At 66.2% G+C, this 15,287-nt stretch carries 13 protein-coding genes; 5 read left to right on the top strand and 8 right to left on the bottom strand.

The genetic code is table 11. From position 1 onward, the window contains the following. Positions 1-5: 5 nt before the first annotated feature. Genes wbpZ through rmd form a run of 8 tightly spaced genes read right to left on the bottom strand, consistent with a single transcriptional unit; the run spans position 6 to position 9,029 of the window. Positions 6-1,151: a D-rhamnosyltransferase WbpZ gene (gene wbpZ / locus HMPREF1224_RS28025; RefSeq protein WP_003114105.1), complete on the bottom strand. Its 1,146-nt coding sequence runs from the start codon at positions 1,149-1,151 to the stop codon at positions 6-8. Beyond that, positions 1,152-2,279: a glycosyltransferase family 4 protein gene (locus HMPREF1224_RS28020; protein WP_003102573.1), complete on the bottom strand. Its 1,128-nt coding sequence runs from the start codon at positions 2,277-2,279 to the stop codon at positions 1,152-1,154. It lies immediately after the preceding gene. Further along, on the bottom strand, positions 2,263-3,645 hold the full coding sequence (locus HMPREF1224_RS28015) for a glycosyltransferase family 4 protein (protein WP_003096882.1): 1,383 nt from the start codon (positions 3,643-3,645) through the stop codon (positions 2,263-2,265). Before HMPREF1224_RS28015 ends, HMPREF1224_RS28020 begins: the two co-directional genes overlap by 17 nt. Continuing rightward, positions 3,642-4,907: an ABC transporter ATP-binding protein gene (locus HMPREF1224_RS28010; protein ID WP_003142110.1), complete on the bottom strand. Its 1,266-nt coding sequence runs from the start codon at positions 4,905-4,907 to the stop codon at positions 3,642-3,644. The genes HMPREF1224_RS28015 and HMPREF1224_RS28010 overlap by 4 nt, the downstream gene beginning before the upstream one ends. Beyond that, the gene (locus HMPREF1224_RS28005; protein ID WP_003096887.1) at positions 4,907-5,704 is read right to left on the bottom strand and encodes an ABC transporter permease; all 798 of its coding nucleotides are present in this window, start codon (positions 5,702-5,704) and stop codon (positions 4,907-4,909) included. The genes HMPREF1224_RS28010 and HMPREF1224_RS28005 overlap by 1 nt, the downstream gene beginning before the upstream one ends. Further along, complete coding sequence (locus HMPREF1224_RS28000) at positions 5,704-7,143, bottom strand: mannose-1-phosphate guanylyltransferase/mannose-6-phosphate isomerase (protein WP_003161109.1); 1,440 nt, start codon at positions 7,141-7,143, stop codon at positions 5,704-5,706. The genes HMPREF1224_RS28005 and HMPREF1224_RS28000 overlap by 1 nt, the downstream gene beginning before the upstream one ends. Positions 7,144-7,146: 3 nt before the next feature. After that, the gene (gmd, locus tag HMPREF1224_RS27995; RefSeq protein ID WP_003096890.1) at positions 7,147-8,118 is read right to left on the bottom strand and encodes a GDP-mannose 4,6-dehydratase; all 972 of its coding nucleotides are present in this window, start codon (positions 8,116-8,118) and stop codon (positions 7,147-7,149) included. Beyond that, positions 8,115-9,029, bottom strand: a complete 915-nt coding sequence (rmd, locus tag HMPREF1224_RS27990; protein WP_003114107.1) for a GDP-6-deoxy-D-mannose reductase — start codon at positions 9,027-9,029, stop codon at positions 8,115-8,117. The genes gmd and rmd overlap by 4 nt, the downstream gene beginning before the upstream one ends. Before the next feature lie 407 nt (positions 9,030-9,436). Between rmd and HMPREF1224_RS27985 the strand changes: the two genes are divergently transcribed. Genes HMPREF1224_RS27985 through HMPREF1224_RS27965 form a run of 5 tightly spaced genes read left to right on the top strand, consistent with a single transcriptional unit; the run spans position 9,437 to position 15,189 of the window. Next, the gene (locus tag HMPREF1224_RS27985; protein ID WP_010793626.1) at positions 9,437-11,065 is read left to right on the top strand and encodes a glycosyltransferase; all 1,629 of its coding nucleotides are present in this window, start codon (positions 9,437-9,439) and stop codon (positions 11,063-11,065) included. Beyond that, complete coding sequence (locus HMPREF1224_RS27980) at positions 11,059-12,360, top strand: glycosyltransferase (protein WP_003125903.1); 1,302 nt, start codon at positions 11,059-11,061, stop codon at positions 12,358-12,360. The genes HMPREF1224_RS27985 and HMPREF1224_RS27980 overlap by 7 nt, the downstream gene beginning before the upstream one ends. Beyond that, the gene (locus HMPREF1224_RS27975) at positions 12,357-13,220 is read left to right on the top strand and encodes a class I SAM-dependent methyltransferase (RefSeq protein ID WP_009316023.1); all 864 of its coding nucleotides are present in this window, start codon (positions 12,357-12,359) and stop codon (positions 13,218-13,220) included. The genes HMPREF1224_RS27980 and HMPREF1224_RS27975 overlap by 4 nt, the downstream gene beginning before the upstream one ends. Beyond that, positions 13,217-14,359: an acyltransferase family protein gene (locus HMPREF1224_RS27970; RefSeq protein WP_010793625.1), complete on the top strand. Its 1,143-nt coding sequence runs from the start codon at positions 13,217-13,219 to the stop codon at positions 14,357-14,359. Before HMPREF1224_RS27975 ends, HMPREF1224_RS27970 begins: the two co-directional genes overlap by 4 nt. Next, positions 14,353-15,189 carry a class I SAM-dependent methyltransferase gene (locus tag HMPREF1224_RS27965; protein WP_003118464.1) on the top strand — a complete coding sequence of 279 codons (837 nt, stop codon included), beginning with the start codon at positions 14,353-14,355 and terminating at the stop codon, positions 15,187-15,189. Before HMPREF1224_RS27970 ends, HMPREF1224_RS27965 begins: the two co-directional genes overlap by 7 nt. Positions 15,190-15,287 lie beyond the last annotated feature (98 nt).

The following is a 15,287-nucleotide window of genomic DNA, read 5'->3' as shown; positions in this document are numbered from 1 at the left end:
GCTCCTTACCGAGCGGCCTTCACGTATCTGGAAGAAGCCTTTTCCTCCAGCAGTTCACGGTACAGCTCGCTCCAGCGACGCCCCATCTCTTCGGCGGTGAACAGTTGCCGATAGCGGGCCTCCGCGTTCCTGCCCATTTCCTCCGCCTGCTGCGGATGCTCCCAGAGCCAGCGCATCGCTTGGCGAAACGCGGCCGGCTGGCTGGGCGGCACGACCAGGCCGGTCTCGCCATGGATATTGATGTAGCTGGTGCCGGTGCCGATCTCGCTGGAGATCATCGGCTTGCCGTACATCGCGCCCTCCAGCAGGGAGATGCCGAACGCCTCGGAACGCAGGTGCGACGGAAAGACCATGGCGTAGCTGAGTTGCAGCAGGGCGACCTTGTCCTCGTCGTCCACCCGCCCGAGGAAGTGCACGTTGCGCAACCCCAGCGCCGCGGCCTGGGCATACAGCTCGGCCTGCAACGGCCCGGCACCGACGATCACCACCGGGTAATCGGTGCCCTGCAACGCATCCAGCAGGATATGCAGGCCCTTGTAGTAGCGCATCACCCCGACGAACAGGAAGAACCGCGGCCCGAGTTTCTCTCGCCAGTGCTCCAGACGCTGTGTCGCAGGCTTCGGGTAGCCGTCCTTGTCCAGGCCGTAGGTGATCACCCGGGTCTTTTCTCGGTACTGGCGGAGCACGTCGCTGGTACTGAAGTAGTTGGGCGAGGCTGCGACGATGCGATCCACGCTGTGGAGGAAACGACTCATCAGCGGCCGGTACAGTTTCAACAGGACGCGCTGGCGGATGATGTCCGAATGGTAGGTGACCACGCTCGGCTTGTTCATACCGGTGAGGAAATGCACCAGGTCCATGAACGGCCAGGGGAAGTGGTAGTTGACCACGTCCGCCTCCGCCGCCAGCTCGCGGAACTGCTTGAACACGCTCAGGGAAAACCCGGTGGAAGCGAGCTGCAGGTCGAGCCTGGCGCGATGCACCACATGTCCGCCGAAGGGCACGACAGGCGGATGCGGGTCGCTGCTCAGGGTCAGGACGTGGTTGTCGATCCCCCACGACCCGCTGCTCTCGCAAAGCTGGAAGATCACCTGTTCGATCCCGCCTACCGTTTCGCTCAGGTAGGTCTTGTAGAAGTGCAGTACCCGCATTCAGCCCTCCACGGCACGACGATAGGCTGCAGCGGTGAGATTCGCGCAACGCTTCCAGGAAAACTGCTCCGCCCGTCGCAGGCCGGCTTCCCGGCAGCACTCCCAGTAGACGGTATCCTCGGTCATGCGGACCAGCATGTCAGATAGCCCATTGGCATCATCCGGGTCAATATAGCTGCCCGCCTCGCCGGCCACCTCCGGCATTGCGGAGAGTCGCGTGAGCAATACCGGCGTGCCGCTGGCCATGGCTTCCAGCACAGGCAGGCCGAAGCCTTCGTAGATCGAGGGGAAGACCAGCGCCCGAGCGCCCGACATCAACTCGGCGACCCGCTCGTCCGGCAGGTAGCCGAGCAGCCGCACCGTTCCCGAAGCCAGCGCCTGGCGCAGTTCGTCGTCGAGCGAGCGACTTTCCCATCCCGGCATGCCGACGATCATCAGCGGAAAACGCTGGCGGACCGCCGCCGGCAGTTGCCCATGGGCGCGCAGGGCCAGCGACAGGTTCTTGCGCGGTTCGAGGGTTCCTACGCAGAGGAAATACCCGCGCGGCACCAGGCCATGCGCGCGCAAGGGCTCGCGCAGGGACTCCCGGTCCCGCGGACGGAACCGCGCGGCATGGCCGAGGGGCGCCACCACGAAGCGCTCGCGCGGCAGGCCGAAATACGCCTGCGCCTCGTCGGCGATCGCCTGCGAGTCGGTCAGGATCAACCGCGCCTTTTCCATCCCGCGCGCCAGCCGGCGTTCTATTTCGCGCAAGCGGGCGGCGGGTTGCGTCGCCGGATAATGCAGGTGGGTCAGGTCGTGCAGGGTCATCAGCATCGGCCCGTCGAAGTCCAGCGGCCAGAGACTGGGCTCATGGTAGAGATCGACCGGCGGCCGACCGCTATCGAAACGCCGCTGCTCCAGCCAGCGTCGTGCCCGGTAGGCTCCGGGCAGGTTGCGCAGCCAGGGCGACAGACGCGAATAGCCGGGCAGCGCCGCCGCCGGCAGGTCGCCGCTCCAGCCCCAGCCATGGAACAGGGAAAACTCGAAGTCCGCGTGCGCCTGCAACGCGCCCAGCAACTCGACCAGGTAATGCCCGATGCCGGTCCGCGGCGCCTGGAGAATCCGCGCGTTAACCGCAATCCGCATGTACTGCCTCGCCATGCGCCGGGGCCTTGCCGAGGGCGAGCAGGATCCGCGCGATCAGTTGCCGACTCGCCTCGTGCCAGCCGATCCAGCGCCATTCGCCGACCGGTCGCTCGGCCGGGAACTCGCCCGTGGCTTCGAAGCGGGTGACCAGGTTCGCCAGGGTCTGCGGATCGGCGAGGTCGAAGTAGGCCATGAATTCGCCGCCGATCTCGCGGAACACCGGGATGTCGCTGCCCATCGCCGGCAGGCCGCGCTGCATGGCCTCCACCAGCGGCAGGCCGAAACCTTCCACATAGGACGGGAAGACCAGCGATGCGGCATGGGAGTATGCGTACTCCAGGCTCTTGTCGGAGAGGTCGTTGAACATGAACAGGCGCTTGTTCAGCTCCGGATGCTGCCGCACCCGTTCCACCAGCGCCTCGCACTTCCAGCCGATGCGTCCGGCGATGCACAACCGCGCCTGCGAACCCTGGGCCCAGGCACGCTCGAAGGCATCCAGCAGGTAACCGTGGTTCTTCCGCGGCTCGATGGTGCTGACCATCAGGAATACCGGCGCCTTGGCCTTGAACATGCGCAGCAGATCGGGCTCGACGGAGGCGCCGTCCTCCACCAGGTCCAGCTCCGAACCCAGGTGGAAATAATCGAACCAGCGTTGCGCGACCTTCTCCGGGCCGATGCGCCGCAGCATCTCCGCGCGCACTTCGTCGCGGATGGTCTCGGAAATCGCGACGTAGCCGTCGGCGGTGGCCGCGATCCAGTCGAACCAGTGGTTGAACACCTTGACCAGTCCGGCATCGCAGAATTGCGGATGGGTCAGGGGAATCAGGTCGTAGATCACCGAGACGATGCCCACGCCCTCGCTCTTGAGGCGTTCCGCCAGCGGGAAGAAATCGGCGTGCCAGGAGGAGTCCAGCAAGACCAGTTGGTCGCCGGCCCGATGTTCGAGCGGGGTCGCGCGCACGGGTGCAGGCTGCTGCTTGCCGAGGATGCGGTCGAGCAGGCGCAGCGGAATGCTGAGGAAGGCGAAGGCGAACAGGCGGCAGGCTACATAGAGAAGGCGCCGGGCCCACGGCGAGGAACGGAACGGGCGGCGCTTTTCCAGGGTGCGCTGGCCCAGCCAGAAGTAGTTGGCGGCTCGCTCCACCAGGATGCGCAGGCGTACCAGCGGCGAATGCGGCCGCGGGTCCAGCGGCGCCAGGCTGTGGACCTGATACAGGGTGCCGTCGAGCATTGCCACCGGGATGCACTCCACCGTCTCGTCGGCTTCCGGCAACTCGCGGATGACGTTGCGCACCACCCGCTGAATACCAGAATTGACCTTGGGATGCTCGAACACATAGGTGCATTCGACCAACAGACGCGTCATGGAGTGCTCTCCGCGGAAGTGGGGTCCAGAGCCGCCTCGCCGGAGCGGCTGATATGGGTTTCGGCGCCCAGCCAGGAGCAACCGACGAAGTCTTCCTGGCGGTTGTTGATGACATGGAAGACCAGGCCGTAGTCGCGCCATTCGAAGTTGCGGTCCAGGTGCGAGTCCAGCCGCGACAGGCTCAGCGCCACCGAGTAGTGCCCCTTGCCCAGGCGCATGTCGAAGGCGAAGCGGTAGGTGATGCGCTCGCCGGCCTTCAGGTCGGTGAGGGCCTTGTCCAGGCGGTGGGTATTGATCCCGTACATCGGCTGGCCGAGGCGGTCCTTGATCATGAAGCCGAGGATCAGCCGCTCGATGTCCTGGCGAACCTCGACCTCGACTTCCAGCGTCACCGCCTGGCCTACCTCGACCACCTCCAGCGCGCGCTGCCGCTGGTCGACCATCCGTACGTCGAGGATCGCTGCCTCGCCGGTGCCGGAAATCGTCCGCACCTGGCCGTCGGCGAGCATTTCCTGGCGCACGGTCTGCCCCTCGCGCTCGGCGAGCAGGGCGTTGTAGTAGTCCATCACTTCTTCCGGCCGCCCGCGCATGGCCATCCGTCCCTGCTCCAGGAGGATCGCGGAGTCGCAGATGGACTGGATCGCCGAGCGGTCGTGGGAAACGATCAGCAGGGTGGTGCCGGCCTTGCGGAAACTGCGGATGCGCTCGAAGCTCTTGTGCTGGAAATAGGCATCGCCAACCGACAGGGCCTCGTCGACGATCAGGATGTCCGGCCGCCGGGCAGTCGCCACGCTGAACGCCAGGCGCATCTGCATGCCGCTGGAGTAGGTGCGCACCGGTTGCTCGATGGCCTCGCCGATTTCGGCGAAGGCCTCGATCTCCGGCATCAGCGCCTGGATTTCCTCGACCTGCATGCCCAGCAGTTGCCCGGCCATGAAGACGTTCTGCCGGCCGGTGAAGTCCGGGTGGAAGCCCATGCCCAGCTCGAGCAGCGCGGCGACCCGGCCGGCCACGCGGATCTCGCCGCAGGTCGGCTGGGTGGTGCCGGCGATCATCTTCAGCAGGGTGCTCTTGCCGGCGCCGTTGACCCCGACGATGCCGACCGCTTCGCCCGGCTCGATGGTGAACTCGACCTCGCGCAGGATCCAGTGCAGGTGGTGGCGCGGAGGGCTGAAAGGCACCAGCCATTCGAACAACCGGCTCCAGCGATTGGGATACTGCTTGTAGGCCTTGCCGAGGCCGGATACGCGTATCTGTCCCATCAGAGTTCATCCACCATTTCGCCGACCCGCTGGCGGAACAGACGCAGGCCGAGCGCGCACAGCAGCAGCGCCAGCAGGGTGATCGGCAGCAATGAAGGCCAGTCCGGCCATTGCCCGTGGAGGAACAGCTGCTGGTAGCTGCGCATCAGCGCGGTCATCGGGTTGAGTTCGATCAGCGAGCGGATACCCTCGGGCAGGATGCCGATCGGATAGACGATCGGCGTCAGCCAGAACCAGAACTGCAGGCAGATGCCGAACAACTGGCCGACGTCGCGGAAGAACACGTTGAGCACCCCGAGGATCATCCCCAGTCCCGCCGCGAACAGCACCTGGATCGCCAGCAGCGGCACCAGCGCGAGCAATGCCGCGCCCGGCAGGCGCCCGCTGAGGGCGAGAAAGCCGAGGAACAAGGCGAGGATGATGGCGAAATTGACCCCGGCGTTGAGCAGTACGATGACCGGCAGGCAGATGCGCGGGAAGCTGATCTTCTTCAGCAGGTTGGCGTTCTCGATGAACATGCTCTGGCTGCGCGAGGTGATTTCCGCGAACAGGCCCCAGGTCAGCAGGCCGGCGCAGAGATAGACGCTGTAGGCCAGGCCGTCGTCGACCCCCGGCAGGCGCGCGCGCATCACCTGGGAGAAGATCACCGTGTAGACGACGATCATCGACAGCGGATTGAGCACCGTCCACAACGCGCCGAACAGCGACCCGCGGTAGCGCGACTGGAACTCGCGCTTGACGCTGCCGAGAACGAAGCCACGATAGCCCCACAAGGAACGAGACAAGCCAAGAAGCATCAGACCACCCTGCCGTACTGGTCCTCGAAGCGGACGATGTCGTCCTCTCCCAGGTATTCGCCGCTCTGCACCTCGATCATCACCAGGTCGATGACCCCCGGGTTTTCCAGGCGATGCCGGTGGCCCGCGGGAATGTAGGTCGACTCGTTGCTGTTGACCAGCCGCGCGCCATCGCCATTGGTGACCCTGGCCATGCCTTGCACCACGATCCAGTGCTCGCTGCGGTGATGGTGCATCTGCAGCGACAAGCGCTCTCCCGGCCTGACCACGATTCGCTTGATCTTGAAGCGCGGCCCCTCCTCGAGGACGGTATAGCTGCCCCAGGGACGGTTGACGGTCCGATGCAGCCGATAGGCCTCGTGCCGCTCGTCCTTCAGCCGCTGCACCACCCTGCGCACCTCCTGGACCCGGTCGGCGCGGGCGATCAGCAGCGCATCGGAAGTATCCACCACGACCAGGTCGTCGACCCCGACCGTGGCGACCAGGCGCCCGTCGCTCTGCACGAAGGTGTTACGGGTGTCGACGAACAGGGTGTCGCCGCTGCCGCGATTGCCCTCTGCGTCCGCGTCGAGCAGCGCGCTCATCGCGCCCCAGGAACCGATATCGCTCCAGTCGAAGGCCGCCGGCACCACGGCGACCCGCGCGGAGCGCTCCATCAGCGCATAGTCGATGGAAATGTCCGGCAGCGCGGCGAAGGCTTCGCCCGCCAGCTCATGCTGGATGCCATCGGCCATCTTCACCGCCGCACTGGCGGCCAGGCAGGCCCTGGCCTGCTCCAGCAGGGCCGGGGCATGCTGCGCCAGTTCGTCGACCAGGGTCGAGGCCGTGAAACAGAACATCCCGGAGTTCCACAGGAAACCGCCACTTTCCACGTAGCGACGGGCGGTTTCCTCATCGGGTTTCTCGACGAAGCGGCGCACCTTGGCCGCCCCCTGCTCGTCCAGCCGGTCGCCCAGCTCGATATAGCCGAAACCGGTTTCCGCTGCGTCCGGCACCACGCCGAAGGTAACCAGGTGCCCGGCGACGGCGAGACGCGCGGCATGCCCTACCGCCTCGCGGAAGGCCTCCTCGTTGCGGATCAGGTGATCCGCCGGCATCACCACCAGTACCGCCGCGTCGCCATGTTCGGCTTGCAGCGCCAGGGCGGCGACGGCAATCGCCGGAGCGGTGTTGCGCCCGGTCGGCTCGAGGATGAAATATCCCCGATGCCGCCCCAGGCGGGCCGCCTGGAACTGGTCCTTGCTCTGGAAGTAATGCTCGCGGTTGGTCACCGTGACGATTTCGCCATGCCCGGCCAGGAGCCCGGCGGCACGTCGGTAGGTCTTGCCCAGCAGGGTCTGGCCATCGGGCAGGCGCATGAACGGCTTCGGCTGTCCTTCACGCGACACCGGCCAAAGGCGGGTACCGGCGCCGCCGGAAAGCACCACGGGAATCAGCATGGCTTACTCCCGGGAAACGCGTCGCAGGTCCGCCTCGACCATCATCCGGATCAGCTCGTCCAGGCTGGTCCTGGGCTTCCAGCCGAGCACACGCTGGGCCTTGGCCGGATTACCCAGCAGCACGTCGACCTCGGCGGGCCGGAAGAACGCCGGGTCGATCTTGAGGAAGTCGCGGTAGTCCAGGCCCACATGCTCGAAAGCGATCTGGCACATGTCGCGCACGGTGGTAGTGACACCGGTGGCCACCACGTAGTCGTCGGCCTTGTCCTGCTGCAACATCAGCCACATGGCTTCGACGTAGTCCCCGGCAAAGCCCCAGTCGCGCTTGGCGTCGACGTTGCCCAGGCGCAATTCCTGCTGCTTGCCGAGCTTGATGCGGGCCACCGCGTCGGTAACCTTGCGCGTGACGAACTCGATGCCGCGCAGCGGCGATTCGTGGTTGAACAGGATGCCGCTGGAGGCGTGCAGGCCGAAGCTCTCGCGATAGTTGACGGTGATCCAGTGGCCATAGAGCTTGGCCACGCCGTAGGGGCTGCGCGGGTAGAACGGCGTGTTCTCGTCCTGGCGCTCGGCCTGGATCAGGCCGAACATCTCGCTGGTGGAAGCCTGGTAGAAGCGCGTTTCCGGGCTGAACTGGCGGATCGCCTCGAGCAGGTGGGTCACGCCCAGGCCGTCGACGACGCCGGTGGTCACCGGCTGGTTCCAGGAAGCCCCGACGAAGCTCTGTGCCGCCAGGTTGTAGACCTCCTGCGGCTGCGCCTTGATCACCGCGCGCTGCACCGAACAGGCATCGGCCATGTCGCCGTCCTCGTACTGGATATCGCCTTCGATCCCCAGTTCGCGCAGGCGCCAGCGCGTGTCGCTGCTGCGCCGCGCCACCAGGCCGTGGACCCGGTAGCCCTTCTCCAGCAGCAGCTTGGCCAGGTACGCTCCGTCCTGACCGGTGATCCCAGTTACCAGTGCACTTCTTGTCATTCTTCTCGTACCCGTGACTCCCAGTCGGACAGGATCGCCCGCAGGGACTGTTTTATGGTTATTTCAGGCTTCCAGCCCGTGGTGTCGTGCAGTCGCGCATGGCTGCCGCGAACCCGCCGCTGTTCCGCGCGGCGCATCCTGGCAGGGTCCTGAACGATTTCCAGCTCGACCTGGGCGATGTCCGCCAGCAGTTCGATCAGCTCGCGAATCTTCTGCTCCTGCCCGGAACAGACGTTATAGACGGCGCCCGCCTCGCCGTGGGAGAGCAGGCGCAGATAGGCTGACAGCACGTCCTGGACATCGAGGAAATCACGGCTGACGTCGATGTCCCCCACTTCCAGCCGATTGGCCTGCAAGCCTTGCTTCATCCGGGCGATCTGCCGCGCGGCGCTGGCGATCACGAAGCTGTCCTTCTGCCCCGGCCCGATATGGTTGAACGGTCGCGCCACCAGCACCCGCCAGCCTTCGGTGATACCCCACTGCAGGCACAGCGACTCGGCCGCCAGCTTGCTGACCGCATAGGGATTGCGCGGGTGGGGGATGAGTTCCTCGTGGATCGGCAACGCCGCCTCGGCCACCTGGCCGTAGACGTCGCCGGAGCTGATGTACAGGAAGGTACCGGAGAAACCCCGCGCCTTAAGCGCCTGGAGCAGGTTCAGGGTGCCAAGGAGGTTGATCTGCAGGGTCCGCGCAGGATCGCGGAAGGCCTCCGGCACGTAGGTCTGCCCGGCCAGGTGGATGACCGCATCCGGCAGCTCCGGCCAGAGGTCGCCCAGCGAATCCGGCTCCAGCAGGTCGTAACGATGCGGTACGGGAAGGAGCGCCCACGGCGTGTGGGCCGCTGCCAGATAAGCTTGAAGATGCTTGCCTACGAAACCGGAGAGCCCGGTGACGAACAGACGCTGAGTCAAGGAAGCGGGCCTTTTATCTGATGCTACGCTCGGCGACGCTCTTCCTAGGAATACGACGTTCCAGAGGTCATGCCGGATAGCGTGTTGTTCTGATTATCGCGCTCCAATCTGTGCCAAGAATGCGCCGATTTCAACCGCTTATTCGTGACCGGTAGGTTCTCATTCGAACGGCATGACGTTTTCTCCGTCAGCCTTCACGTTTTTGCGAAAGGTATGTTTAGAATGCCTCTCGATTTCGTGCTTGACTGCCTCCTGTTCTGTTGATCGAACAGGTCGCGGTCGCGATAACAGAACAAGAACACGATGGGTCGACCAGTCCGCCGGGAAGGCTTCCGGACAACGAAGCAGCGCCTGGCCTCGCTCATCACCACCAAGCTGTCGAACGGGCAGTTTCATCACGAGATGCCATGAATTTCATCCTTTACTCGGATATCAACGAGCGCTCGATCGGCCACAACCTCGGTCGCCCCGAATACAGCTACTACTTCGTCCTCAAGGCCTACCGGCCAATCCTCGAATCGCTGGGACAGGTCCACCTGGTACAGAGCACGGACGAAGTCGACCCGCTCTACCGGCAACTGCATGAACAGGGCGAAGACTGCCTGTTCCTCTCCTTCACCCCGCCGCACAAGGCGGCGCGGGGCCTGCAATGCCCGATGCTGTGCGTGGTCGCCTGGGAGTTCGAGTCGATTCCCGACGTGGCGTGGGACGGCGATCCGGCGCAGGACTGGAGCCAGGTCCTGGCCGGCCATGGCGCAGCCATCACCCTCTCCGAGCAGACTGCCCGCGCGGTTCGCCGGGTGCTGGGCGAAGATTTTCCGGTACTGGCGCTGCCGACGCCGATCTGGGAGGACTTCGCCGCGATCCGCCAGCAAGGCGAACGGAATCCGGTCAAGTCCGGCGAGACCCTGCAACTCAAGGGCTGCGTCATCGACAGCCGCCTGCTGGGCCTTTCCGCCGACGGCCTCATCGCACCGATCATGGAAGAGACCGAGGACGAGATCCTCGAGGTCCTCCCCGAGACGCCCGCCGAGCCCGAGCCCGAACCGGTCCCTGAGCCAGAACCAGAGCCAGAGCCGGTTCCTCTCGACTGGAGGCGCCGACTGGTCATCAGCAAGCACTACCTGCTGCTGTGGTACCGGGAAGCCGTCAGCGACCTGGTACCCATACCGGTACGCCGCTGGCTGTTCCGTCACCTGCGCCGGCCGCTGCCGCCCCCACCAACGGCGCTGGAAACGCTGCCGGAGCCATTGCCCCAGGCCATCGAGCCGATACCGCCCGCCGAGCCCGAGCATCCGCCGGCGCTGCTGCCGGACGTCGACCAGCACCAGCAGGTCGTCGTGGACGGGGTGGTCTACGTCTCGGTGTTCAATCCGCTGGACGGGCGCAAGAACTGGCATCACCTGATCACCGCCTTCTGCTGGGCATTCCGCGACACCAGCGATGCCACGCTGGTGCTGAAGATGACCCAGAGCGACCTGACGACCTACCACGTCGAACTGCTCACCCTGCTTTCCCAACTGTCGCCATTCGCCTGCCGGGTCATCGCCCTGCACGGCTATCTCGATGCCGCGGAGTACGCCCGCCTGTACGGAGCCGCCAGCTACTACGTGAACGCCTCGCGCTGCGAGGGCCTGTGCCTGCCGCTGATGGAATTCATGTCCTGCGGCACCCCGGCGATCGCTCCGGACCATTCGGCGATGGCCGACTACATGGACGCCCAGGTGGGCTTCGTGGTCCGCTCCAGCCAGGAGCCCGCGGCCTGGCCGCAGGATTCGCGCCGGTTGTACAGCACCCGGCGCTACCGGCCGAGCTGGGAGTCCCTGAAGGAGGCCTACCTGGAGAGCTACCGGGTAGCCCGGGAACAGCCGGAGCGCTATCGGCAACTGTCCGCCGCGGCCAACCAACGCATGCGCGGCTACTGCGCCGGCGACGTGGTCCGCCAGCGCCTGGAACCCTTCCTTTCCGCCCGCAAGGCAACCCCTGCGCCCGGCGTCGAACTGGCGGCCACCGCCACAGGCAACGTTCCATGCTGATCATCATTCACTCCGAGACCAACAAGACCACCATCCGGCAGAACCTCGGGCGCCCGGAGTACAGCTATTACTTCGTCCTCAAGGAATTCCGTCCGCTGCTGGAAGAGATCGGCCAGGTGGTCGAAGTCAGCGATCCCGACGAACTGGTGGACCGCCTCTACCACGACTGCCGCAAGCGCGGCGAACCCTGCGTCTTCCTCTCCTTCTCGCCGCCCCATCGCACGCCGATCCACCATGCCTGCCCGACCATCCCGGTGTTCGCCTGGGAGTTCAGCACCCTCCCCAGCGAAACCTGGCACGGCGAACCGCGCCACGACTGGCGACATGTGCTGCGCCACAGCGGACGGGCCATCACCCACTCCAGCTTCACGGTCGACGTGGTGCGCGCCGCCATGGGTCGCGACTACCCTGTACTGAGCGTGCCGGCGCCGGTCTGGGATCGCTTCGCCAACCGCGCCTCGCAGCAGGCGGGCCGTCCCGAAGCCCGGGATGTGCGCCTGCGCCTGGACGGCCTGCTGGTGGACAGCCGCCAGCTGGACCTGGCCGTCCATGCCGACCCCGAGCCGTCGGCGGAGGTCCTGGCCCTGCCGGACCGCGCGGCGAAACAGGTCGAGCTGAGCCTCGACGGGGTCATCTACACCTCGGTGTTCAACCCCTACGACGGGCGCAAGAACTGGCAGGACATGATCAGCGCGTTCTGCGCCACCTTCCGCGACGAGCCCGACGCCACCCTGGTGCTGAAACTGACCCACCACAACGTCGGCGAAGCGCTGGCCGACATGCTTCACCACCTGTACAAGAACCAGTCCTACCGCTGCCGCATCGTGCTGATCCACGGCTACCTCGCCGACCCGGACTACGAGCGGCTGGTCGAGGCCACCAGCTACGTGGTGAACACCTCCTACGGCGAAGGCCAATGCCTGCCGCTGATGGAATTCATGTCCAGCGGCAAGCCGGCCGTGGCTCCGCGCAATACCGCGATGATCGACTACATCGACGCCGACAACGCCTTCATCGTCGACTCCTCGGAAGAAGCCACCGCCTGGCCCCACGACCCGCGCGCGGCCTACCGCACGCTGCGCTACATCACCGACTGGGAGTCGCTGTGCCGGGCCTACCGGGCCAGTTTCGAGGTCGCTCGCCAGGAGCCGGAGCGCTACGCACGCATGTCCGCGCATGCCAGCGCCAGCCTCGAACGCTTCTGCAGCCGCAAGCTGGCCGTGGAGCGCCTGCGTCGCTTCCTCGACGAAGCGGCACAAGGCGACCCCGCCGCCTTGCAAAGCATCCCGGCATGATCCGCGCCCTGCTCCAACGCTGGCGTTCCCGTCCCGCTGCGGCGAGCGAACCGGTGTCGCCACGCATGTGCGGTCTGCGCGATGCGGTGCTGGATGGCTGGTTCCGCAGCGAAACCGGCGAACTGCTCGCCGGCTTCGCCATCGGCGCCCAGGACACCCTGCTCGATCTCGGCTGCGGCGAAGGCGTCGCCACCCTCTTCGCCGCCCGCCAGGGCGCTTCGGTGATCTTCACCGACAGCGAGGAGGACAAGGTGCGAAGCCTGGCGCAGCAGGTCGAGGCGGTGGCCCGGCGGCCCTTCACCGGCCTGGTCAGCGACAGCGACCCGCTGCCGCTGCGCGACGCCTGCGCCGACAAGCTGGTGTGCATGGAAGTGCTCGAACACGTGGCCAACCCAGCGCGGGTGATGGACGAACTCGTGCGTCTCGGACGCCCTGGCGCGCAGTACCTGCTGAGCGTGCCGGACCCGGTCGGCGAACACCTGCAGCAGGGCATCGCCCCGGCCGACTACTTCCGGGCGCCCAACCACATCCACATCTTTTCCCGCGACGACTTCGCGCGCCTGGTGCAGGACGCCGGGCTGGTCATCGAGCACCGCCAGGCCAGCGGCTTCTTCTGGGTGATGGGCATGATCTTCTTCTGGGCCAGCGAACGGGCCGCCGGCCGTGAGCTCGGCGGCGCCGTCCGCGACCGTATCCAGCCGCCCTACCCGGCGCTGATGGAAGACTGGGCACGGCTCTGGGAAAACCTCCTGGCCCGTCCCGACGGCCTGGAGATCAAGCACCTGCTCGACCATTTCATGCCCAAGAGCCAGGTGATCATCGCGCGCAAGCCGCTCGACCCCGGATCGTCGCGGACATGAGCGGCAAACGCATCCTCGACATCGAACTGTTGCGCGGGCTGGCCGTGCTCGGCGTGGTATTCCACCATCTGCACGGCAACCTGTTCAGCGGCTCCCCGACACTGCTGGACGGCATCAACCAGCGCGTCCAGTTCTGGTGGGGCGTGGACCTGTTCTTCGCCATCTCCGGCTTCGTCATCGCCCGCACCCTCATCCCGCAACTGCGCGAGGCGCCCACACGCCAGGCATTCTGGGAACAGGCGCGGTACTTCTGGATCCGCCGCGCCTTCCGCCTGCTGCCCTCGGCCTGGCTGTGGCTGGCGCTGATCCTGGCCTGTTGCCTGCTGCTGAACCGCTCCGGAGCCTTCGGCAGCCTGTCGGCCAACCTCGCGGCGAGCCTCGCCGGTTTCCTCCAGGTCGCCAACTTCCGCTTCGCCGACAGTTTCTACCGCTACGAATACGGTGCCAGCTTCGTCTACTGGAGCCTTTCCCTGGAGGAACAGTTCTACCTCCTGCTGCCGCTGCTGATCCTCTGCCTGCGTCGCTACCTGGGCTGGGCCCTGCTGGCGCTGGTGCTGGTCCAGTTCTTCAGCCTGCGCACGCCGCTGCTGATGGTATTGCGCACTGACGCCCTGGCCATCGGCGTACTGCTCGCCCTCGCCTCCCTGCAGCCTGGCTATGCCCGCTGGAACCCCACCCTGCTGGGCCGCGCCTGGAGCGGGCCGTTGCTGCTGGCCGCCGTGGCCGCGGCCCTGGGCGTGCTGGCCAGCGAAGCGTACAGCCTGGTCACCGTGCGGATCGGCGCCATCGCGCTATTGTGCGGACTGCTGGTGTGGATAGCCTCCTACGACCGCGACTACCTGCTCTCCAACGGGCCGCTGAAGCGCTTGCTGGTCTGGGTCGGCGCGCGCTCCTATGCGATCTACCTGATCCACATCCCGGCGTTCTATCTCAGTCGCGAACTCTGCTTCCGCCTGGGCTGGGACGCCGGCGAGCGGCCCCTGTCGCTGCTCGCCATCAGCCTGGTCCTGATCGTCGTACTCAGCGAGCTCAACTACCGCTTCGTCGAGAGCCCCTGCCGCGACCTGGGCTCCCGCCTGGTCAAGCGCCTGAGCGCCGCCCGCCGCGTCGCCACCACTTCCGGAGCCACCTCATGCTGAACTTCCTCAAGAAGATCGTCTCGCCGCCCAGCCCCGTCGCCGAGCCCATCGCCGCGCCACCCGCCCCTGCGCCGGTCGACCCGTACATGCTCGGGTTGCGCGACGCGGTGCTCAGCGGCTGGTTCAACCAGGAGACCGACGAGCTGTTCAGCGGCTTTCCGATTTCCGCCGAGGACACCGTGCTCGACGTGGGGTGCGGCGACGGCGGCAACGTTCATTTCTGCGCCATGCGCGGCGCTCGCATCATCATCGCCGACATCGACGCGGAAAAGATCGCCAGGACCCGCGAGCGCCTGGCCGATACCCCGGCCCGCGAACTGGAATGCCTGGTCAGCGACTGCGACCCGCTGCCCCTGGCTGACGCCACGGCCACCCGGGTGGTCTCCACCGAGGTCATCGAGCACGTCGACGATCCGCGGCAGTTCCTCGCCGAGCTGGTACGGGTCGGCCAGCCCGGCGCACTCTATCTGCTCAGCGTGCCGCATCCCACGTCGGAAGACCTGCAGAAGGACTTCGCCGCCGACGAATACTTCCGCAAGCCCAACCACATCCGCGTGCTCGGCGAGGAGCAGTTCGCCGCACTGGTGCGCGAAGCCGGCCTGGAAATCCTCAGCCACAGCCGCTACGGCTTCTACTGGTCGCTGTGGATGCTGCTGTTCTGGGAGGCCAAGGTCGATTTCGGCAATCCCGACCATCCTCTCCTCGAACACTGGGCCAGGACCTGGCAGGCGCTGCTCGACTCGCCGCGCGGCCCGGCCATCAAGCAGGCCCTGGACGCCGTGGTCGCCAAGAGCCAGGTGATCATCGCGCGCAAGCCCGCCCAGGCGTAGAGCCACCGGAACAGTTCCGCTACAGCCGGGCGGAACAGTTGCCGGGGCCACCGAACTGTTCCGTCCAACTCCCGCGTGGTTGCCCCTGAGCAAGCCAG

This window comes from Pseudomonas sp. P179 (assembly GCF_000478485.2).
Lineage (GTDB): Bacteria > Pseudomonadota > Gammaproteobacteria > Pseudomonadales > Pseudomonadaceae > Pseudomonas > Pseudomonas aeruginosa.
This window is presented reverse-complemented; position numbering and strand designations above follow the sequence as displayed.

Excerpts from the sequence above, each read along its gene's own strand:
- wbpZ (WP_003114105.1), bottom strand. The coding sequence starts at position 1,151 with ATGCGGGTACTGCACTTCTACAAGACCTACCTGAGCGAAACGGTAGGC.
- HMPREF1224_RS28020 (WP_003102573.1), bottom strand. The coding sequence starts at position 2,279 with ATGCGGATTGCGGTTAACGCGCGGATTCTCCAGGCGCCGCGGACCGGC.
- HMPREF1224_RS28015 (WP_003096882.1), bottom strand. The coding sequence starts at position 3,645 with ATGACGCGTCTGTTGGTCGAATGCACCTATGTGTTCGAGCATCCCAAG.
- HMPREF1224_RS28010 (WP_003142110.1), bottom strand. The coding sequence starts at position 4,907 with ATGGGACAGATACGCGTATCCGGCCTCGGCAAGGCCTACAAGCAGTAT.
- HMPREF1224_RS28005 (WP_003096887.1), bottom strand. The coding sequence starts at position 5,704 with ATGCTTCTTGGCTTGTCTCGTTCCTTGTGGGGCTATCGTGGCTTCGTT.
- HMPREF1224_RS28000 (WP_003161109.1), bottom strand. The coding sequence starts at position 7,143 with ATGCTGATTCCCGTGGTGCTTTCCGGCGGCGCCGGTACCCGCCTTTGG.
- gmd (WP_003096890.1), bottom strand. The coding sequence starts at position 8,118 with ATGACAAGAAGTGCACTGGTAACTGGGATCACCGGTCAGGACGGAGCG.
- HMPREF1224_RS27985 (WP_010793626.1), top strand. The coding sequence starts at position 9,437 with ATGAATTTCATCCTTTACTCGGATATCAACGAGCGCTCGATCGGCCAC.
- HMPREF1224_RS27980 (WP_003125903.1), top strand. The coding sequence starts at position 11,059 with ATGCTGATCATCATTCACTCCGAGACCAACAAGACCACCATCCGGCAG.
- HMPREF1224_RS27975 (WP_009316023.1), top strand. The coding sequence starts at position 12,357 with ATGATCCGCGCCCTGCTCCAACGCTGGCGTTCCCGTCCCGCTGCGGCG.
- HMPREF1224_RS27970 (WP_010793625.1), top strand. The coding sequence starts at position 13,217 with ATGAGCGGCAAACGCATCCTCGACATCGAACTGTTGCGCGGGCTGGCC.
- HMPREF1224_RS27965 (WP_003118464.1), top strand. The coding sequence starts at position 14,353 with ATGCTGAACTTCCTCAAGAAGATCGTCTCGCCGCCCAGCCCCGTCGCC.